This window comes from Lysinibacillus sp. BS3 (assembly GCF_039614735.1).
Classification (GTDB): Bacteria; Bacillota; Bacilli; order Bacillales_A; family Planococcaceae; genus Lysinibacillus; species Lysinibacillus capsici.
Map to the genome: position 1 here is coordinate 4,126,053 of NZ_CP154860.1, position 16,054 is coordinate 4,142,106.

Annotated in this window: 15 protein-coding genes; 11 read left to right on the forward strand and 4 right to left on the reverse strand. The window is 36.4% G+C overall.

What is annotated here, in order from left to right:
- The first annotated feature begins 305 nt into the window (after positions 1-305).
- Both AAJG31_RS20570 and AAJG31_RS20575 read left to right on the forward strand, forming a co-directional pair.
- Positions 306-836 carry a sigma-70 family RNA polymerase sigma factor gene (locus tag AAJG31_RS20570; protein WP_048395075.1) on the forward strand — a complete coding sequence of 177 codons (531 nt, stop codon included), beginning with the start codon at positions 306-308 and terminating at the stop codon, positions 834-836.
- Positions 837-1,832 carry a DUF4179 domain-containing protein gene (locus tag AAJG31_RS20575; RefSeq protein WP_279495641.1) on the forward strand — a complete coding sequence of 332 codons (996 nt, stop codon included), beginning with the start codon at positions 837-839 and terminating at the stop codon, positions 1,830-1,832. It abuts the gene before it with no gap.
- Positions 1,833-2,013: 181 nt separating this feature from the next.
- On the opposite strand, the gene AAJG31_RS20580 is transcribed toward AAJG31_RS20575, so the two are convergent.
- From AAJG31_RS20580 to AAJG31_RS20590, 3 genes are all read right to left on the reverse strand, one after another.
- Positions 2,014-3,504 carry a serine hydrolase gene (locus AAJG31_RS20580; RefSeq protein WP_279495640.1) on the reverse strand — a complete coding sequence of 497 codons (1,491 nt, stop codon included), beginning with the start codon at positions 3,502-3,504 and terminating at the stop codon, positions 2,014-2,016.
- A 170-nt stretch (positions 3,505-3,674) separates the two neighbouring features.
- Entirely contained in the window at positions 3,675-4,799 is a 1,125-nt protein-coding gene (locus tag AAJG31_RS20585) for a hypothetical protein (RefSeq protein WP_048395081.1), read from the reverse strand.
- Positions 4,800-5,180: 381 nt separating this feature from the next.
- Complete coding sequence (locus AAJG31_RS20590; RefSeq protein WP_279495639.1) at positions 5,181-6,185, reverse strand: hypothetical protein; 1,005 nt, start codon at positions 6,183-6,185, stop codon at positions 5,181-5,183.
- A gap of 224 nt (positions 6,186-6,409) precedes the next feature.
- On the opposite strand from AAJG31_RS20590, the gene AAJG31_RS20595 reads away from it, so the two are divergent.
- The 4 genes from AAJG31_RS20595 to AAJG31_RS20610 all read left to right on the forward strand — a co-directional run bounded on the left by AAJG31_RS20595 (position 6,410) and on the right by AAJG31_RS20610 (position 10,936).
- Positions 6,410-8,077, forward strand: coding sequence for a spore germination protein (locus AAJG31_RS20595; RefSeq protein WP_269897600.1), 1,668 nt, complete (start codon positions 6,410-6,412; stop codon positions 8,075-8,077).
- A gap of 21 nt (positions 8,078-8,098) precedes the next feature.
- Positions 8,099-9,196, forward strand: coding sequence for a spore germination protein (locus tag AAJG31_RS20600; RefSeq protein WP_048395089.1), 1,098 nt, complete (start codon positions 8,099-8,101; stop codon positions 9,194-9,196).
- The gene (locus AAJG31_RS20605) at positions 9,193-10,383 is read left to right on the forward strand and encodes a Ger(x)C family spore germination protein (protein WP_279495638.1); all 1,191 of its coding nucleotides are present in this window, start codon (positions 9,193-9,195) and stop codon (positions 10,381-10,383) included. Before AAJG31_RS20600 ends, AAJG31_RS20605 begins: the two co-directional genes overlap by 4 nt.
- Positions 10,384-10,474: 91 nt before the next feature.
- Complete coding sequence (locus AAJG31_RS20610; RefSeq protein WP_279495637.1) at positions 10,475-10,936, forward strand: SAM-dependent methyltransferase; 462 nt, start codon at positions 10,475-10,477, stop codon at positions 10,934-10,936.
- A 67-nt stretch (positions 10,937-11,003) separates the two neighbouring features.
- Here the strand turns inward: AAJG31_RS20610 and AAJG31_RS20615 are convergent, their stop codons facing one another.
- Positions 11,004-11,699 carry a helix-turn-helix transcriptional regulator gene (locus AAJG31_RS20615; protein WP_279495636.1) on the reverse strand — a complete coding sequence of 232 codons (696 nt, stop codon included), beginning with the start codon at positions 11,697-11,699 and terminating at the stop codon, positions 11,004-11,006.
- 126 nt (positions 11,700-11,825) lie between these two features.
- Between AAJG31_RS20615 and AAJG31_RS20620 the strand changes: the two genes are divergently transcribed.
- From AAJG31_RS20620 to AAJG31_RS20640, 5 genes are all read left to right on the forward strand, one after another.
- The gene (locus AAJG31_RS20620; RefSeq protein WP_279495635.1) at positions 11,826-13,451 is read left to right on the forward strand and encodes an NAD(P)/FAD-dependent oxidoreductase; all 1,626 of its coding nucleotides are present in this window, start codon (positions 11,826-11,828) and stop codon (positions 13,449-13,451) included.
- Between the two features lie 20 nt (positions 13,452-13,471).
- The gene (locus tag AAJG31_RS20625; protein ID WP_279496376.1) at positions 13,472-14,203 is read left to right on the forward strand and encodes an SDR family NAD(P)-dependent oxidoreductase; all 732 of its coding nucleotides are present in this window, start codon (positions 13,472-13,474) and stop codon (positions 14,201-14,203) included.
- 31 nt (positions 14,204-14,234) lie between these two features.
- Positions 14,235-15,188, forward strand: coding sequence for an alpha/beta hydrolase (locus AAJG31_RS20630; protein ID WP_279495634.1), 954 nt, complete (start codon positions 14,235-14,237; stop codon positions 15,186-15,188).
- A gap of 136 nt (positions 15,189-15,324) precedes the next feature.
- The gene (locus tag AAJG31_RS20635) at positions 15,325-15,741 is read left to right on the forward strand and encodes a YugN family protein (protein WP_054550010.1); all 417 of its coding nucleotides are present in this window, start codon (positions 15,325-15,327) and stop codon (positions 15,739-15,741) included.
- A gap of 151 nt (positions 15,742-15,892) precedes the next feature.
- Positions 15,893-16,054, forward strand: a complete 162-nt coding sequence (locus AAJG31_RS20640; RefSeq protein WP_167444838.1) for a hypothetical protein — start codon at positions 15,893-15,895, stop codon at positions 16,052-16,054.

Sequence of the window (16,054 nt, forward strand, 5' to 3'; positions counted from 1 at the left end):
ATTTTAAAGAGAATTTTGGGTGAAGGATGAGTATCACTAAACCCTTGATAGGATGAAACTCAAAGGCGCTTGTTACAGCCTGATGATTAGTTGTCAATCCAGTCCATAAGATAAAAAATAATTTTTTGATGCATGATGATGGAGCGGGTTTGAAACAGTAAGTCTATGTTTTTCCGTTTCTATTTTTAGCTACAATGTGTTGCGGAAAGGAATCATTTGTTTTTTTATTTAAATAATGTGAGAGTTTTCTTTCATTTGCTCGTTATTACTTGTAGAGAAGAAAGGAAAGGAGGTTTTCTAACTTCGTGTATTCATTAATTAATCAGCTACAAAAAAAGGATGAACAAGCTTTAAGAGAAGTGATTAACAAATATGGAGGTTATGTTAAAGCCATTGTAGTGAAAGTGTTACAGCCCAATCAAACAGCTATTGAAGAATGTATCAACGATGTTTTTCTAACCATTTGGCAAAAGAGTATTCAATTTACTGGCGATGAGATTGATTTTAAAAAATGGATTGGCGTTATTGCAAAATATAAAGCGATTGATACATATAGAAGCCTTCAAAATAAGCCTAAAACAGTCGAGTTACTTTCATCAATTTCAAATAGCAAGGATCTACCAGAAAGAATCGTCGAACAAAAAGTACAAAAAGAGCAACTATTTATCAGTATTTTAAATTTAAGTAAAAACGATCAGGAAATTTTTCTCTTGAAATACTACTTAGGATATTCCAACGGAGAAATCGCTGAGATATTTGGTCTATCTAAATCAGCTGTAGAAAATCGTTTATATCGAGGTAAGTTAAAGTTAACAGAAGAGCTGGGAGGTATCTAAATGAACGAAAAGGACTTCATCGAAATAGATATTGAAGAGATTGAACCAATTGAATTATCTGATTGGGAAAAGATTAATATTGAAAAAAGTGTTTTACGGTCATCTTCAACCAAGAAGTATGTATTTAAAAAATGGAAGTGGGTTAGTATTGTCGCCATGCTCACATTTATTTTTGCTAGTAGCAGCATTTGGCTACCTGTAGTGGCTAATCGAGTACCAATTGTACAGCAACTATTAAATAGCAATGATAATCCCCAATTACAAGTATTTAGTGATAATGCATCAACCATCAATCAAATAGACGAAAGTAACGGAACCTCCATTGAATTAGCTGAGGCTTTTTTCGATGGAACGATTGTATCGGTTAGTTATGAAATGAAACACGAACAATCGATAGATGAACCCCCTCTATTTTGGAAGGGCGATTTAGAAGTCAACGGAAACAAGTTAGACGTACTTAGTCATCAAATCGTTAAAAAGAATGAGGCTACTTGGATTGGTATGTTTACAGCGAGAATTTCAGACAAAGTAATTGGTGAAAAGGTAAATGTTCAATGGCGTCCTCAAGATTTTATAGGTATGGAAAATACGACTCTTGTAGAAGGAGCTTGGGACTTTCAGTTAGAACTTACACCAACCCGAGCCTATTCAAGAAAAGTAAATATACCATTTGGTAATGATCAATACCAGTTATTTTATAATCAAATAACAGAGGGAAAATATATAACCACTCTTTATTTTGAGGGAAATCTTGATTGGGAGACAGAATTTTTAATGGTAGACATAAAAGATAATCTTGGAAATGTATATGAAAATGTAGGAACAACAACTATTAAAAGCGGTTCTGGGCGAGTAAATGGTTATGTTGAGGTTTTTATACCTGATTCTGATATTCGAACGCTAATCATTACGCCAACTATAAGAATTGTTGACGAAAAAACATTAGAGCGGAAAGAGCTTGTTCCGCTCCCAAGTATTAATATTTCTCTAAAATGATATGGTCTGTTCCTACAACTTGTTTTCAAAGGGCTGAAGGAATCAATTCTTACCTTCAAAGATGGATGTGTTAGCAATGAATGATATAGGTCAGCATCTTTACCATTAGCTCATATTACGCAGTGTTCAGTCAAAATAGAGCTATTAATTGTAGCTAAATATCTTTTAAGCTATTAAATTTTTAATTCTTCCTTTTAGTACCAATCATCATAAAGCCTAATAATAAATATAGAAGACTGGCCGAAATGGAGCTATACAACAGGAATGTAATAGAAGTTGGTGCCCAAACTTTAATAAATGTCCAATTTAAGCCGCCAAGTACTATGTTAGGCGTGATAAATAGTGCTGTCAGCATTGTCGCCACAAGTATAGTATGGGCAGATAATAACAATATTCTTTTGTAATTTAGATTTGCCATACTACGTTGTTTTTTATAAAGGTTGCGTATATTTTGAACGAATAGATAACAGAAAATAATGCTGATTGCTATGATGATAGCACATATGATTGTTACAATTTTATCTAGCTTTTGATAGCTGCTGATATGTTGCATGTCAATCGTTTTGCCCTCCCATAAATCCATGACACCTTGTCCAATCGCTGTTGTAGAGCTTGTATTCATATTGGCTAAAATAGCCACGCCGATTTGTTCGTCAGGTTGCAAAATGAAATACGAGGAAAAGGTTGGATTCTCACCAGCATGGTAGATATATGACTTTGTGTCCTTTTTCACAACTGCCCAACCGTTTGCATAGTAAGTATTCGTATCAAAAGGCTCCACTGTTAGATCTGGAGTATGCGATTCTTGAATTAAATTGTTACTGATTGAATAGATATCACTGTTTCCTACCTGTAATTTTAACCATCTGGCTATATCATTAGCGTTACTGATGATATAACCAGCGGGGATATTGCCACGATAGATAGGTGGTATGTATCGCTGCTCTCTCATTAGACCTATTTTATAGCCAGAAGCCATATGTGTGGAATGTACTTGGTGAATTCCTACAAAAGATTGATGCATACCAACAGGTTGTAAAATTTTCTGTTGAATATACTGATCGAATGGCTGTTTTGTAACTTGTTCAATGACGAGGCCTAAGACATCATAGTTGATGGTTGCATATTCAAAAGAACTCCCTGGTTGACGATTTAGTGATTGATCCAGCAGTGTTTTAACTGTTAATTCAAGGGCATTATCCGCTGTGCTTTCTGGGATTTGAGTAATGGAATTTGAGGGAATTCCGCTAGTATGAGACAATAGCTGCTGTATTGTCACAGCCTTATCCTCGCCTTTATAGGTTAATGATAACCAAGGGATATACTTTCGGACATCATCTGATCGTTTTAACAAACCTTGTTTTTCTAATTGTAAAATAGCGAGTCCTGTAAATGCCTTAGACGTGGAGCCCAACTCAAAAAGAGTATCAGAGGTAACAGGCGTTTTTGTTTTCGTATCTGCAAAGCCAAAGCCCCGTTGATAGACGGTTTTCCCTTTATCAACAATAATTACTGAAATTCCTGGGATTTTACTAATGGTTTGCTGCTCCTTAATAAACTGATCAATTTTACTAATTGTATTATTTGATGCTGCGTGTCCAAATCCGGGTGTGAACGTAAAAAATAGTAACATTACTGTCATCATCACCGATTTCTTCATGAATAATGTCATGTTGTTTTTCTCCTTAGAACGTAATGTGCTTGTGACAACATGGTTTACTGTAACAAGAAAAATAAGGGTAAACCATCGATTAACATGACTATTTCCGGGATAACATGACAAAATTGTCACTTCAAAAAGGGCCACTCCTAAAACCAATAGGAGGGCCCTTGAAATTTTATTTAATTTGTTTCTGGCTCTGGCGTAAAATCTTGACCGTTAAATGTTAATTTAGATGGTGAGATAAGAATTTCTCTGTTCGCTTCGTAGTAAGGGTCTAAAACTTTATAAAAGGCTTCCCATTGCTCGCCAGCTTTTTCATCTTCACCCTTTTGTTCAAGGGCAACTGCTTCTTCATAGTGTTGTTTTAATTTTGCGTAATCTGCATTACTAATGCTGAATTCGATATCTGCCATATATTCCTCGAAGGGAACTGGTTTAAAGTGTGGGCGAAGTATTTCATAGAATTCATCCCATTTCTTCATGGACAATTCTTCGTCTTTATCTTTTTCAGCTTTTTGTGCCTCTTCATAGATTGTTTTAAGTTTTGCAAGTTCCTCTTTTGTTAAATCGACGTTCATATCCGCCATATACTCTTCAAAAGTTAAAGGTGGATATAATTCTTGGTAATAAGGTTCAAGAATAGTGAAAATTTTATCAATGTTTTCTGATGCCTCATCCGTTTTATTTTCTTTTACATACTTAATCCAGTTACTATAAAGTGTTTTTAGCTGTTCTTTATCTTGTGCTTTGATAACAATATTTTTTTCAGCGAATGCAGCTTCATTAATAAATTCTTCAAAAGGCTCAGGTTGCCAATTTGCTAATTCGTAAGGTCTTGTGATGTTATCCATCGCCTCATAGATTCGTTCCATTTCCTCATAATTCTCTTCTTTTTCAGCCTTTTTCATGTCAGAAAAGAGTTTCTCTAGTTGGACTAATTCTTCTTTTGTTACTTCTTTAGGTAAGCTTTTTTTATAGACGGCAAAGGTAAAGAAATCTGAGTAATCTTTCACAATACTACCCTCAACTAAAATTTCTTGCCCCTCTGCTAGCTTTAACTGCTCAATTTGTTTATCTGAGAAATTGTGTAAACCGATGTAGTAGTTTTTTCCATCTGTTCCTTTAAGGGTAATGCTGCTACCATCAAAATATTTAATGGTACCTGTTATTTTTTGTTCTATTTGAATCGTTACATTATTTGTTGTATCAACAGCTGTTGCACCAGCTTGAAGCGGTGTTAATACAGCCATCCCAAGTGTTAATGCTGAAGCTAATAGCCATGTTTTTTTAGCAGGTTTTTTCATATTTATCAATTCTCCTTTAGGTTAACTTCTGTTACCAATTATTAGACGTTTTACCAATTGAAAAAGTTTTAACTTTTTGAAAAAAATTTTAAGAAATTAAAGAGTGGAGGATTCATGATAAGACTCACTGTTTTAGTATCTGTAGTCTTTGAAAAATAGCTATTATTTACAGCACAGACCATGCAAAGGGTTGATTATCGAAGCAAAGATTTTCAAGGATTAGTGCGCTTCCAGAGAAAATTCATGGGCACGAACTAAGGCATTATTGCAGCTGATACTGTTTTAAGCTCTTTTTCTCCTTATTGAAGATTTTAGGAGAGACGCTGTCATTCTAATGCTTAATCTCATAAGATAACTTGCATCCGTTTAATCCAAGCTCTTCTACTGTTCATCCTGGAAATAGATTTTATAAAATTTGCGATTCGTTGCCTCATCATAGCCAACTTCAATTAATTCATCTATTTGGTCGATATGTTGAATATTTACTTGGATTTCAATATTGGAATCCAGTTTGATTTTACGTTTGTATTTCTTTTCAGCTTTTTCTAGCGCACTATCAGAAATGATAGTCTCATAGGGTTTGACCGAATTAATGATGATATCTTTTTGAGTAGTGTCCGCTTGCTCAAAAACAGTTTCAATATAATGATTTACTTGAAACTCCTCTTCATTTCTAAAGTAATCCAGTGTTTTATTCAAGAGCCCAAGTTTTTCTGTGCTTGTATAATTTTCTTCCTTTAAAATGAATTTTTTACATTCTGTTAATGCTAAATTGGTTTTATAATAATGTTCATCCGCTGCCTTAATTTTTAAAAATCGTTCTTGCCAATAAACAATATCTTCTTTACGTTTTGTTTTAATATACACGGCAGGAGATTGATCTGGTCCCATATCAACAATAATAGCCATATTATTAATTTTCTTAACGTTAATGCCATCCACGCCGTTCACGATCATTTGATTGTGTTCATTTTTCACATCTAAAAACATTTCTTTTTCATCAATTTTGACAATAGCGATAATCTTTTTAGCCTCATTTAATAGATAACAATTTTCAAAAAGGCCAATAAACAGTTCTCCGCTTTTGATGTTAGGATGCTGTGACACACTATGTAAGTGTTTGGCAATATTTTGTGAGTGTTCTAGGAAGTTACTTCCCTGTTCGAAAATAGCTCTTGAATACGTAAAAACTTCATTGAGTGCAATATTGCTTTCATGGAAAAATTCATATTGCTGTTCCACATCAATTTTACTAAAAGCGAGCTGTGTAAAGGCTGCTTCTAATATGACCTCAGGTTGTGTAAAAACTTCTTCTCCTAAAATAAGCGTCTCACTCAAAAAATGCAGACTATATTGTGTTAATTTACTTTCACTGACTTCTAGCATAAATTTCACCTTCTAATTTTTCATAGTAGCTAGTATACCATAAGCTAAAGATTGCTTTTATAAGTACCAGTACTCATTTAAGGCTGGTTTTGTTATGGTCACCGAATGTTAGTGTCTTATTATGAAAGAATGTTGAGGATTGGAAGTTTAAAATACTGCTGCTTAGATAAAGATAAAAACATGTAGGGATACTCTGTACAAGTGTACTAAAGAGGGTGATCAATATGTGGGAAAAGGTGATTTCCTACATGCCACATTGGCAAGTTTTTTTACAAGGCTTTTTAGCGTTTTTTATTCCATATTTAATTTATAAATTGTTCCATGTTTTTTTATTTGTTAATAAGAGCAATGGCAAAATTGAGATGAAAGAAAATAGTGAACAAGTTGAGATGGTACACATACCTATTCAAAAAACGTTAGAGCAATTTACAGGAGATTTTAATAAAGATCTTTTACAAATGAGGAAAGAACTTGGCCATAATTGGGATATTCATTTTAGAGAATTTCAAATAGGAAATACGGATAATCGTGCAGCGATCGTTTTTCTTAAAGGATTATGCGATAAAGAATTAATTGACAAACATATTTTGAAATCATTAATGAATGGACATACAAAAAAGTCGTCTGTTTTAAGAGGTCATGAATTACAACAATCAATTAGAAATGAAATCCTACCAGTGAGTGAACTGCTAGAGGAATCGAAAGTCATGAAAGCTGTTGGGAAAGTATTAACTGGTTCCACTGTATTAATTGTGGATGGCATACAGAATGTATTTATCATTGGTACGGCACATGGCAAAACTCGAAATCTTGAGGAGCCTGTTTCTGAAGCAATGGTACGTGGACCAAGAGTGGGCTTCACGGAAAAATTAAGTGTGAATACCTCTTTATTAAGACAGCATGGTGAGAATCGAAATTTATCGATTATCGAGATGGAAGTAGGCGAACGTACGAAAAAAGAGTTGGTTTTAGCCTATATAGATGAAATTGTGCAGCCTAATCTTGTCAAAGAGGTGAAGGAACGAATTGAAACAATCCATTTGGATGATGTTGCTGAATCAGGATATATTGAGCAATTGATTGAGGATGATTACCTCAGCCCATTTTCGCAAGTGCAGAGTACCGAGCGTCCTGATCGGGTTATTGCTGCTTTACTAGAGGGACGAGTCGCAATTCTTTTAGATGGAACTCCCTTTGCATTAATTGTGCCAGTCACGTTTAATATGCTACTGCAATCACCAGAGGATTACTATGAACGTTGGTTATCGAGCTCACTTATTCGCTTGCTTCGCTATTTTGCTGCAGGCATCTCTTTATTTGCCCCATCCCTGTACATTGCTTTTGTATCGTTTCATCAAGGTTTAATTCCCACTAAACTAGCGCTGTCCATGATGGCAACAAGGCAGGGGGTACCGTTTCCAGCATTGATTGAAGCCCTCATTATGGAAGTCGCTATTGAGATATTACGAGAAGCAGGACTTCGTCTACCGAAGCCGATTGGTCCGACAATGGGGATCGTTGGAGGGCTTGTTATTGGAGAAGCCGCCGTACAGGCAGGAATTGTTAGTCCAATCATGGTCATTGTGGTTGCATTAACAGCAATTTCCTCTTTTGCTATCCCTCAATATAATGCTGGTATCACGCTAAGAATGCTACGTTTTGTGGCGATGTTTTCCGCAGCTTTATTTGGACTATATGGCATCATTCTATTTTTCTTATTCCTTTGCAGTCATTTGGTAAAGCTAAAGAGCTTCGGTGTATCATATTTGAGCCCAACTATTCCGTATCGAGCAGGTGATTGGAAAGATTTTATGGTGCGAATGCCCTTAAAGATGATGAAGCATCGTCCTAGATTGTTAAAGCCAAAAGATTCGGTCCGCAAAGGGGAATAAGAGAAAGGGAGCAAAACAGCCATGAACAGCAGTATGAAAGATAAAATAACGACGTCACAAGCAGTTGTTATTATTATTAACTATATTCTTGCCACTGGGATTCTTACTTTACCTCGTGCATCTGTAGAAAAAGTAAAAACGCCAGATGTTTGGATTAGTGTATTTTTAGGTGGAGTCGTTGCAATGATTGCAGGTGTAATCATTGTGAAGCTAAGCCAGCAATACCCTGACAAAACATTTTATCAATATAATCAAGATATCATAGGGAAGTGGTTAGGCTGGTTTATAAGTGCGTGTGTAATTGCCTACTTTTTTACCATTTCTGCCTTTGAAGTTCGCATCATGGCTGAAGTAACTTCTCTCTTCTTATTAGAAGGAACCCCCACTTGGGCGATTATTTTGCCTTTTTTATGGGTTGGACTTTACTTAATAAGCGGTGGCATCAACACAATCGCTCGTTTATTTGAAATCATTTTTCCTATTACCTTTGTTATTTTTTTACTTGTGGCCTTTTTAAGTTTAGGGATTTTTGAAATCGATAATTTGAGACCAGTACTCGGTCTGGGCGTTGTTCCGATGTTAAAGGGAATAAAAACAGCGACACTGGCATTTTTAGGGCCTGAAATTATGTTACTACTTGTGGCATTTATGTACCCCTCAGATAAATCAAAGGCCGTAAAGGTTGTACTGGCGGGTATAGCCATACCTTTGCTCTTTTATGTCATCACGGTTGTGATGGTCATTGGTGCTCTATCCATTGAGGGGGTTTTGACAAGGACTTGGCCAACAATTGAATTAATGCGAAGTTTTGAAATCCCTGGTTTAATTTTTGAACGCTTTGAGTCATTTCTTCTTGTAATTTGGATTATGCAAATCTTTGCTACCTTTACGATTACTTATTATGCCGCTACTTTAGGATTAGCCCAACTGTTTAAGAAAAATATGCATCCCTTCTTATATGGGCTACTTCCGATTATTTACATTATTGCGATGACACCTAAAAATATTAACGATCTATTTACATTTGGCGATAAGATTGGTCATGCTGCATTAATTTTATTTGGTGTAGTACCGATAACCTTACTCCTTATTTCGAAATTGAAAGGAAAGAAAGCATGAAGCGAATACAGTGTTGTGTACGTTTACTTCTAGTTGCAACGGTAACCTTACTTCTTACTGGATGTTGGAGTAGTAAAGAGATTGAGGATTTAGGCCTTATTGTAGGTACATCATTGGATTTAGAAACGGGTGATGTTTCCTCTGAAGAGCAACAAGATGCTAGGTATGCAAACAGACAGTTGCTAACAATTACCAATCAATTTGTTACGTCAGAGACTACGGTTTCTGGAACAAAAGAGGGAGCATTGCCAGAAAAAGCGTATAAAAATGTTTCTGAGACAGGTGATGCGGTGTTACCAACTTTACGAAATATGCTGTTAAAGGTTGATAAACGTTCCTTTGCTGAACATTCCAAAGTAATTATTATCGGTGAGGAATTAGCTAGTACTATCAATCTTCAACAAACGTTGGATTTTTTTCTAAGAGAATTAGAAATACGGCCGAGTGGACTGCTCTTTATTGCTCAGGATCAGGCAAGTCAGGCACTTGAAACAAATGAACCAACTAAAATTCCTGCCTTTCAATTAGTAGAAATGATGGAGGGACATGAAAGGACGACTAAAATTTTACCTCCGATGACCGTAGCCAAACTAGAGGGGAAGCTGTATTCAGACTCTAGCTTTTTATTGCAAAATGTGAGTACGGAAAATGGAGAAGTAAAATTTGCAGGCGCTGCTATCATTGAAGGAAAAACCAAAAAGCTAAGAGGATTTTTAAATGAGAGTGACCTAGAAGGAATTGCATGGATGTCTGGCGATGCGAAAGGTGGCCTTGTCAAAGGCTTTGATGAGGAGTCAGGAGCACCTATTGTGTATGAAATTATTTCAGCTAAAAGTAAAATTATTCCACATGTAAAAGGGGATCAAATCTCCTTTACGATAAAAATTCAATCAGAGGGAAGAATTGCTGAACATTGGGTTCTCTCCGATAAAGCATTTGACAATCAATTTTTGAAAAAAGCAGAGAAAGTATTTGAAAAAGAGATAGAGCGATTAGTGAGGAAAGCACTAGATAAAACGCAACATGAATTTCAAACAGATGTTTCTGGGTTTGGCAATAAACTAAGAATCGATTACCCGAAAGTATGGCAAAAAAGAAAAAAAGAATGGGATCAAACGTTTAGTGAGGTTCCTATTACATGTGAAGTGAATGTTTCCATTAAGGATTATGGCACGTCAGGTGATTAACATCGTTAATCATCTTTTTTTCTGTCCATTTAGTCTATACTGAAATGAAAGGACATATAGTAGATATTCGAAAAGATGGGGGATAAAAGACATGCAATATACTATTCAATCAATCGCTACCGTTCGTAATAATCGGCAAATGTTAAAAGATGATCATTGGGGAGAGATTATTTCAACTATTGAACTTGCTGATTATATCCAAGAGGCGTCCTTAAAAGGAATAGAAGATTTTTCTCATCTAGAGATTATTTTTTATTTTGATAAGGTTACAGACGATCAAATTCAATATGAGGCAAGACATCCGAGAAATAATCATGATTATCCAGAGGTTGGCATTTTCGCACAAAGAGGTAAAAATAGACCCAATAAATTAGGAAGTACAATCGTTGCCTTGTTAGAGGTCAAATCAAGAGGATTAATCGTTCAAGGGCTAGACGCCATAGATGGCACACCTATACTAGATATAAAGCCTGTAATGAAAGAATTTTTACCTAAAGAGGATGTTAAACAGCCAGCGTGGTCAATAGATTTAATGAAGGCCTACTGGGCGTAATAAAATTGTTAAAGCGAAGACAATTGTGGGTTACTAAAAAAGGGGAGTAGCGTGCTCCCCTGATTTTTTAAAGAATGATTCCTTCTTGATAAAGAATGCTAATGGCATGAGAGCGATTTTTGGCACGCAATTTTTTGATAGCAGATTTTACATATTGTGTAATGGTTAATTCACTTAATTGCATAACATCTGCTATTTCCTTTGTACTATCTCCCTGCGCTACCTGTCTCATTACCTCTAATTCACGCTTGCTCAGAAAGCCCTCTTTTTTGCTATTTCTAGCTTGTATGATAAGCTGTCCAATCATGTTTCCAAAGGTGGTCATGTCATCTAACAGCTTATCATTTATATCGATTTCCTCTTCTAATTGAGTACTACAAATATAGCCAAAAACATATGACCCAATGAAAATAGGGACAATTAAAAATGTATTATTTTGCGAGGGAATAGAATATTTCATACTGATATTTTTTAAATAGTCCATTCCTGTGCAAAATTTAGCCTTCTTATCTTCAATAGCAGCATAAATAATAGGGAAGCTACGAATCTCCTCACGAATCTCACCGATATGACTACCACCCGATTCATTTAAAAAAATGATTCCTTCTGCTACAAAGCCTATTGGAGAATACCTCAATAAATAGGCATCCTTGATAGGAAAAGCATCTAAATATACCTGCAAAATGTGTATCAACAGCTCTTCATGGTTGGCATAACTTTTTACTGTGTCGAAACGTTTTTGAATGGTATAAAGATTGGACATGACCTATCCCCTTTTTTAAGTATATACTACGCTTGAAATAAGGAATTTTCAATATTTTCTGTAAGTTGTAGTATTTAAGCTAAGTAAAGCCATATTTCTCTATTTTGGCGTAAGGAGGAGCAACAGGTGAGTAGTCAAACAATTAAAGAGGTGGATGCAGTTGTTCTAGGTGCTGGGTTTGCAGGTCTATATATGCTACATCAGTTGAGAAGTAAAGGCTTTTCAACCATTGTATACGAGGCTGGAGATGGTGTAGGTGGTGTTTGGTATTGGAATCGTTATCCTGGTGCTAGATGTGATATTGAAAGCATCTATTATAACTACACATTTTCAAAAGAATTATATGAAGAATGGACTTGGACATCTAGATTTCCAGAGCAAGCGGAAATATTACGCTACTTAAATTACGTAGCCGATCGTTTTCAATTGCGATCAGATATCCAATTTAACACAAGAGTCACTGCAGCTCATTTTGATGAAAAACGACATAAATGGATGATTCATCTAAACGATGGGCAGTACATTTTAACAAGGTACTTTATTACAGGAATAGGCTGTCTATCTGCAGCAAATGTTCCTAACATCCAAGGGTTGCAACAATTTAACGGAAAATGGTATCACACGGGGCATTGGCCACATGAAAAGGTTGATTTTACTGGGAAGCGTGTAGGAATTATTGGGACAGGCTCAAGCGGGATTCAGGCAATACCTGTTATTGCAAAAGAAGCAGAGCAGTTAACGGTGTTTCAACGCACTCCACAATATACGATTCCCGCTCGTAACCATGCATATGAAGAGGACTTTATCAAAGAAACGAAGAAAAATTTTGAAGCGATAAAACGTTCCATGAGAAATTCGGTTTCAGGTACACCTTTTGCACAAAATCAGCAATCTGCAATGGAAGAACCTGATGATAAGAGGCAGGCGGTTTTTGAGAAAGCTTGGGCACAAGGTGGCTTTGCCTTCTCAGCTACTTATCATGACTTGTTAACGAATGAACAGTCCAATGAAAAAGCGGCAGAATTTATTCGCTCCAAAATACGACAGATTGTGAAAGATCCTGTGGTTGCAGAAAAACTATGTCCTAAGTATATGTATGGCACGAAAAGACAGGTTTTAGATAGCGATTATTTTGAAACCTATAATAGGGAGAATGTTTTACTGGTTGATGTCAAAGAATCACCTATTCAAAAAATAACAGGAGAAGGTATTCAAACGGCGGATAACCATTTTGATTTAGAGATCATCATTTTTGCGACAGGCTATGATGGCATGACAGGGCCATTATTTAAGATTGATATCCGAGGAAGGAATGGCGTGTCATTAAAAGAGAAGTGGAAGGATGGGGCAGCTGTTCAAACCTATCTTGGACTCACAACAGCAGGTTTTCCTAATTTATTTATGATTACGGGACCAGAAAGCCCTTCTGTTCTCGTGAACATGCCGATTGCTATTGAGCAGCATGTCGAATGGATTGCCGAGTGCATGCATTATTTGCGTGAGCATGACATTGATCTTGTGGAACCAACAATAGAAGCAGAGGAAGCTTGGAGCACACATTGTCGAGATGTCGCTAATGCAACACTCTACGTCAAAGGTGATTCCTGGTATACGGGAGCCAATATTGAGGGCAAACCTCGAAGTTTTTTAATCTATCTAGGAGGATTTGATTATTACACAAAACATTGTAATGAGGTGGCTCAAAACAATTATGTAGGCTTTAAGTTAATGAAATTAAAATCAATATCATAGTTTGTGAGAGGGGAGCATATATCAATATGGAGCAACAAGTAGTCATTATTACAGGTGCTGGAAGTGGTATAGGAAGAGAGACAGCAAAATTGCTTGCCACTATGGGCAAAGCATTAGTTTTAGTGGATTTTGATGATAAAAGTGGACAAGACACACTACATGCTGTTAAGGAATATCACCAACAAGCAATTTTTGTCCAAGCTGATGTTTCACAAAGCAATGATGTCAAAAAATATGTGGACGCTGCAAAAGAAACATTTGGCAGGATTGATGCTTTTATCAATAATGCAGGTGTTTTAAGCCCACCTACACTACTGGGAGATTTAGAAGAGGAAACGTTTGATAGAATAATCTCGGTCAATCTTAAAGGGGCGTTTCTCGGCTTAAAGTATGTATTAAAAGAAATGGAGCAACAGCAATCAGGTGTCATTGTGAATACATCCTCAGCAGCTGGTATACAGGGACAACCCTATCTAGGTGGTTATGCGGCAAGTAAGCATGGTGTAATTGGATTAACTAAAACGGCGGCCATGGAATATGGACCTAAAGGGATTCGAGTGAATGCAATTTGTCCCGGTGGCGTGAGGACAAACATGACAAAGGGATTGGCATCGAGTCCAGAAGAAAATGGACCATTACGTAGATTAGCAGATCCTACTGAAATCGCAAATGTAATCGCTTTCTTAATTTCGCAGGAAGCTTCTTATGTGAATGGTGCTGTCGTCCCAATTGATGGCGGTTTAACATCGTAAAAACATTTTAAATAAGAGAGGAAGGATTTTAATGGAACATCGTATTGATTCAGAACTAAAAGAAACGTTAGCAATTTTTCCCCCATTAGATTTGGATAATGTACAAGCTACAAGAGAAGGAATGGCAGCCGTTGCTGTACCAGCCCCAATTGAAGAGCACATCATAGTAGAAAATAAAGTCATTCAAGGGCCTGATGATAATCATTCTCTTCGTCTTCGTATTTATAAGTCAAAAGAGCAAAAGGAAATATACCCAGGCCTGCTATGGATTCATGGTGGAGGCTATGTCTTAGGAGCACCAGAGGGTGATGATGTGCTTTGTCAGTGTTTTGTCAATGAAGCGAATTGTGTTGTAGTATCTGTAGACTATCGACTTGCGCCTGAACATCCTTATCCAGCTCCGCTTGAAGATTGCTATACAGCGTTAAAATGGGTAGCAGATCATGCGGATGAATTAGGGATAGATCCTACCCGTTTAGGGATTGCTGGAGCAAGTGCTGGTGGTGGGCTCACAGCTGCACTTGCACTACTTACACGCGATCGAAATTATCCGAAGCTTAGTTTCCAAATGCCGCTCTATCCAATGATTGATGATCGCAATAATACCCCATCTTCATTAGAAATTACGGGACATATGATCTGGAACCACTCACTCAATCAAAAGGGATGGGAAATGTATTTGAATGGAGAAAATGGTAGCGACAATGTACCACCATATGCTGCCGCAGCTAGAGCGGATGATTTATCAGGTTTACCATTTACTTATACATGTGTTGGTCAACTTGATCCATTTCGTGATGAGACTTTACAATATGTAACCAAGCTATGTCAGGCTGGAGTAGATGTTGAATTCCACTTATACCCAGGCTGCTATCATGGCTTTGAGAGTATTGTTCCTACAGCCGCAGTCAGTCAAAGAGCTGTCACAGAGTATGTAGAAGCTGCTAAATATGTGTTACATCGAAATATTTCAGTGCCTTTATAAAAAATTTACGAAAATCCCGAAACCATAATCTACTCAGGTTTCGGGATTTTTTTGTTCAGCAAAATGATCTTTTAGCTAGTTTGTAATATCGTCTTTTAGGTTAAACTTTTATCGAGTGAAAGGAGGAGAAGATAAATTGTTACAATTTGATTCAAAAATTGTTGGAAAAGAGATAGGGTTTGGCTATTTACGAGATAAAATTGCCGATCGGGGTTTCACGATTGGCGGGAATTGGGAGTACTATAAAGGTAGCTTTGACTCGGTATTATGGAAAGAGGCAGGAGAAACTATTTATTTACGTGTCCCTTTTATCGTCACATCAGGAGAGCTTGATAATGAAGATGCTCAAATTCGTTTTCAAAAGCCATTTGTCATTAAGCATGTTGAGAATATTGGTCTAGATTATGATGAGGGCTCCTTACTAGATGCAACTGGTGCTAGTCAATTTCAAACTCCGCTTGATAAAGATGGATACATTCATGATAAAAGTAGATGGATTCAAGCAGGTGAACAAGCTGTGGAAGAAAAAGTACTACCATTTTTCATTCATTAGTTAGATAAATTTAAATAGCTGCTACAAGAAATTATATGTCTTTTATCCTTATTATTTTGGGAACATATAATCAAAAATATAAATAGAATTGTCGTAAGAATTTTCCAACATTATAATGATATTAGCACGTACTACTATATGAGGTGAGTTTATGGATAAAATAGCTATAGATGATTTTCAGCATTCCTATCAGAAATTGCACCAAGAACGACTCATCCATCGTAAAGAAGCCTTTCTAGAGGTGTTAGAGAAAACAAGAACATTTGGTGAAATAATCCTGTTTGAAAGTATAAAAAGTAAGAGAGGCGTCTAG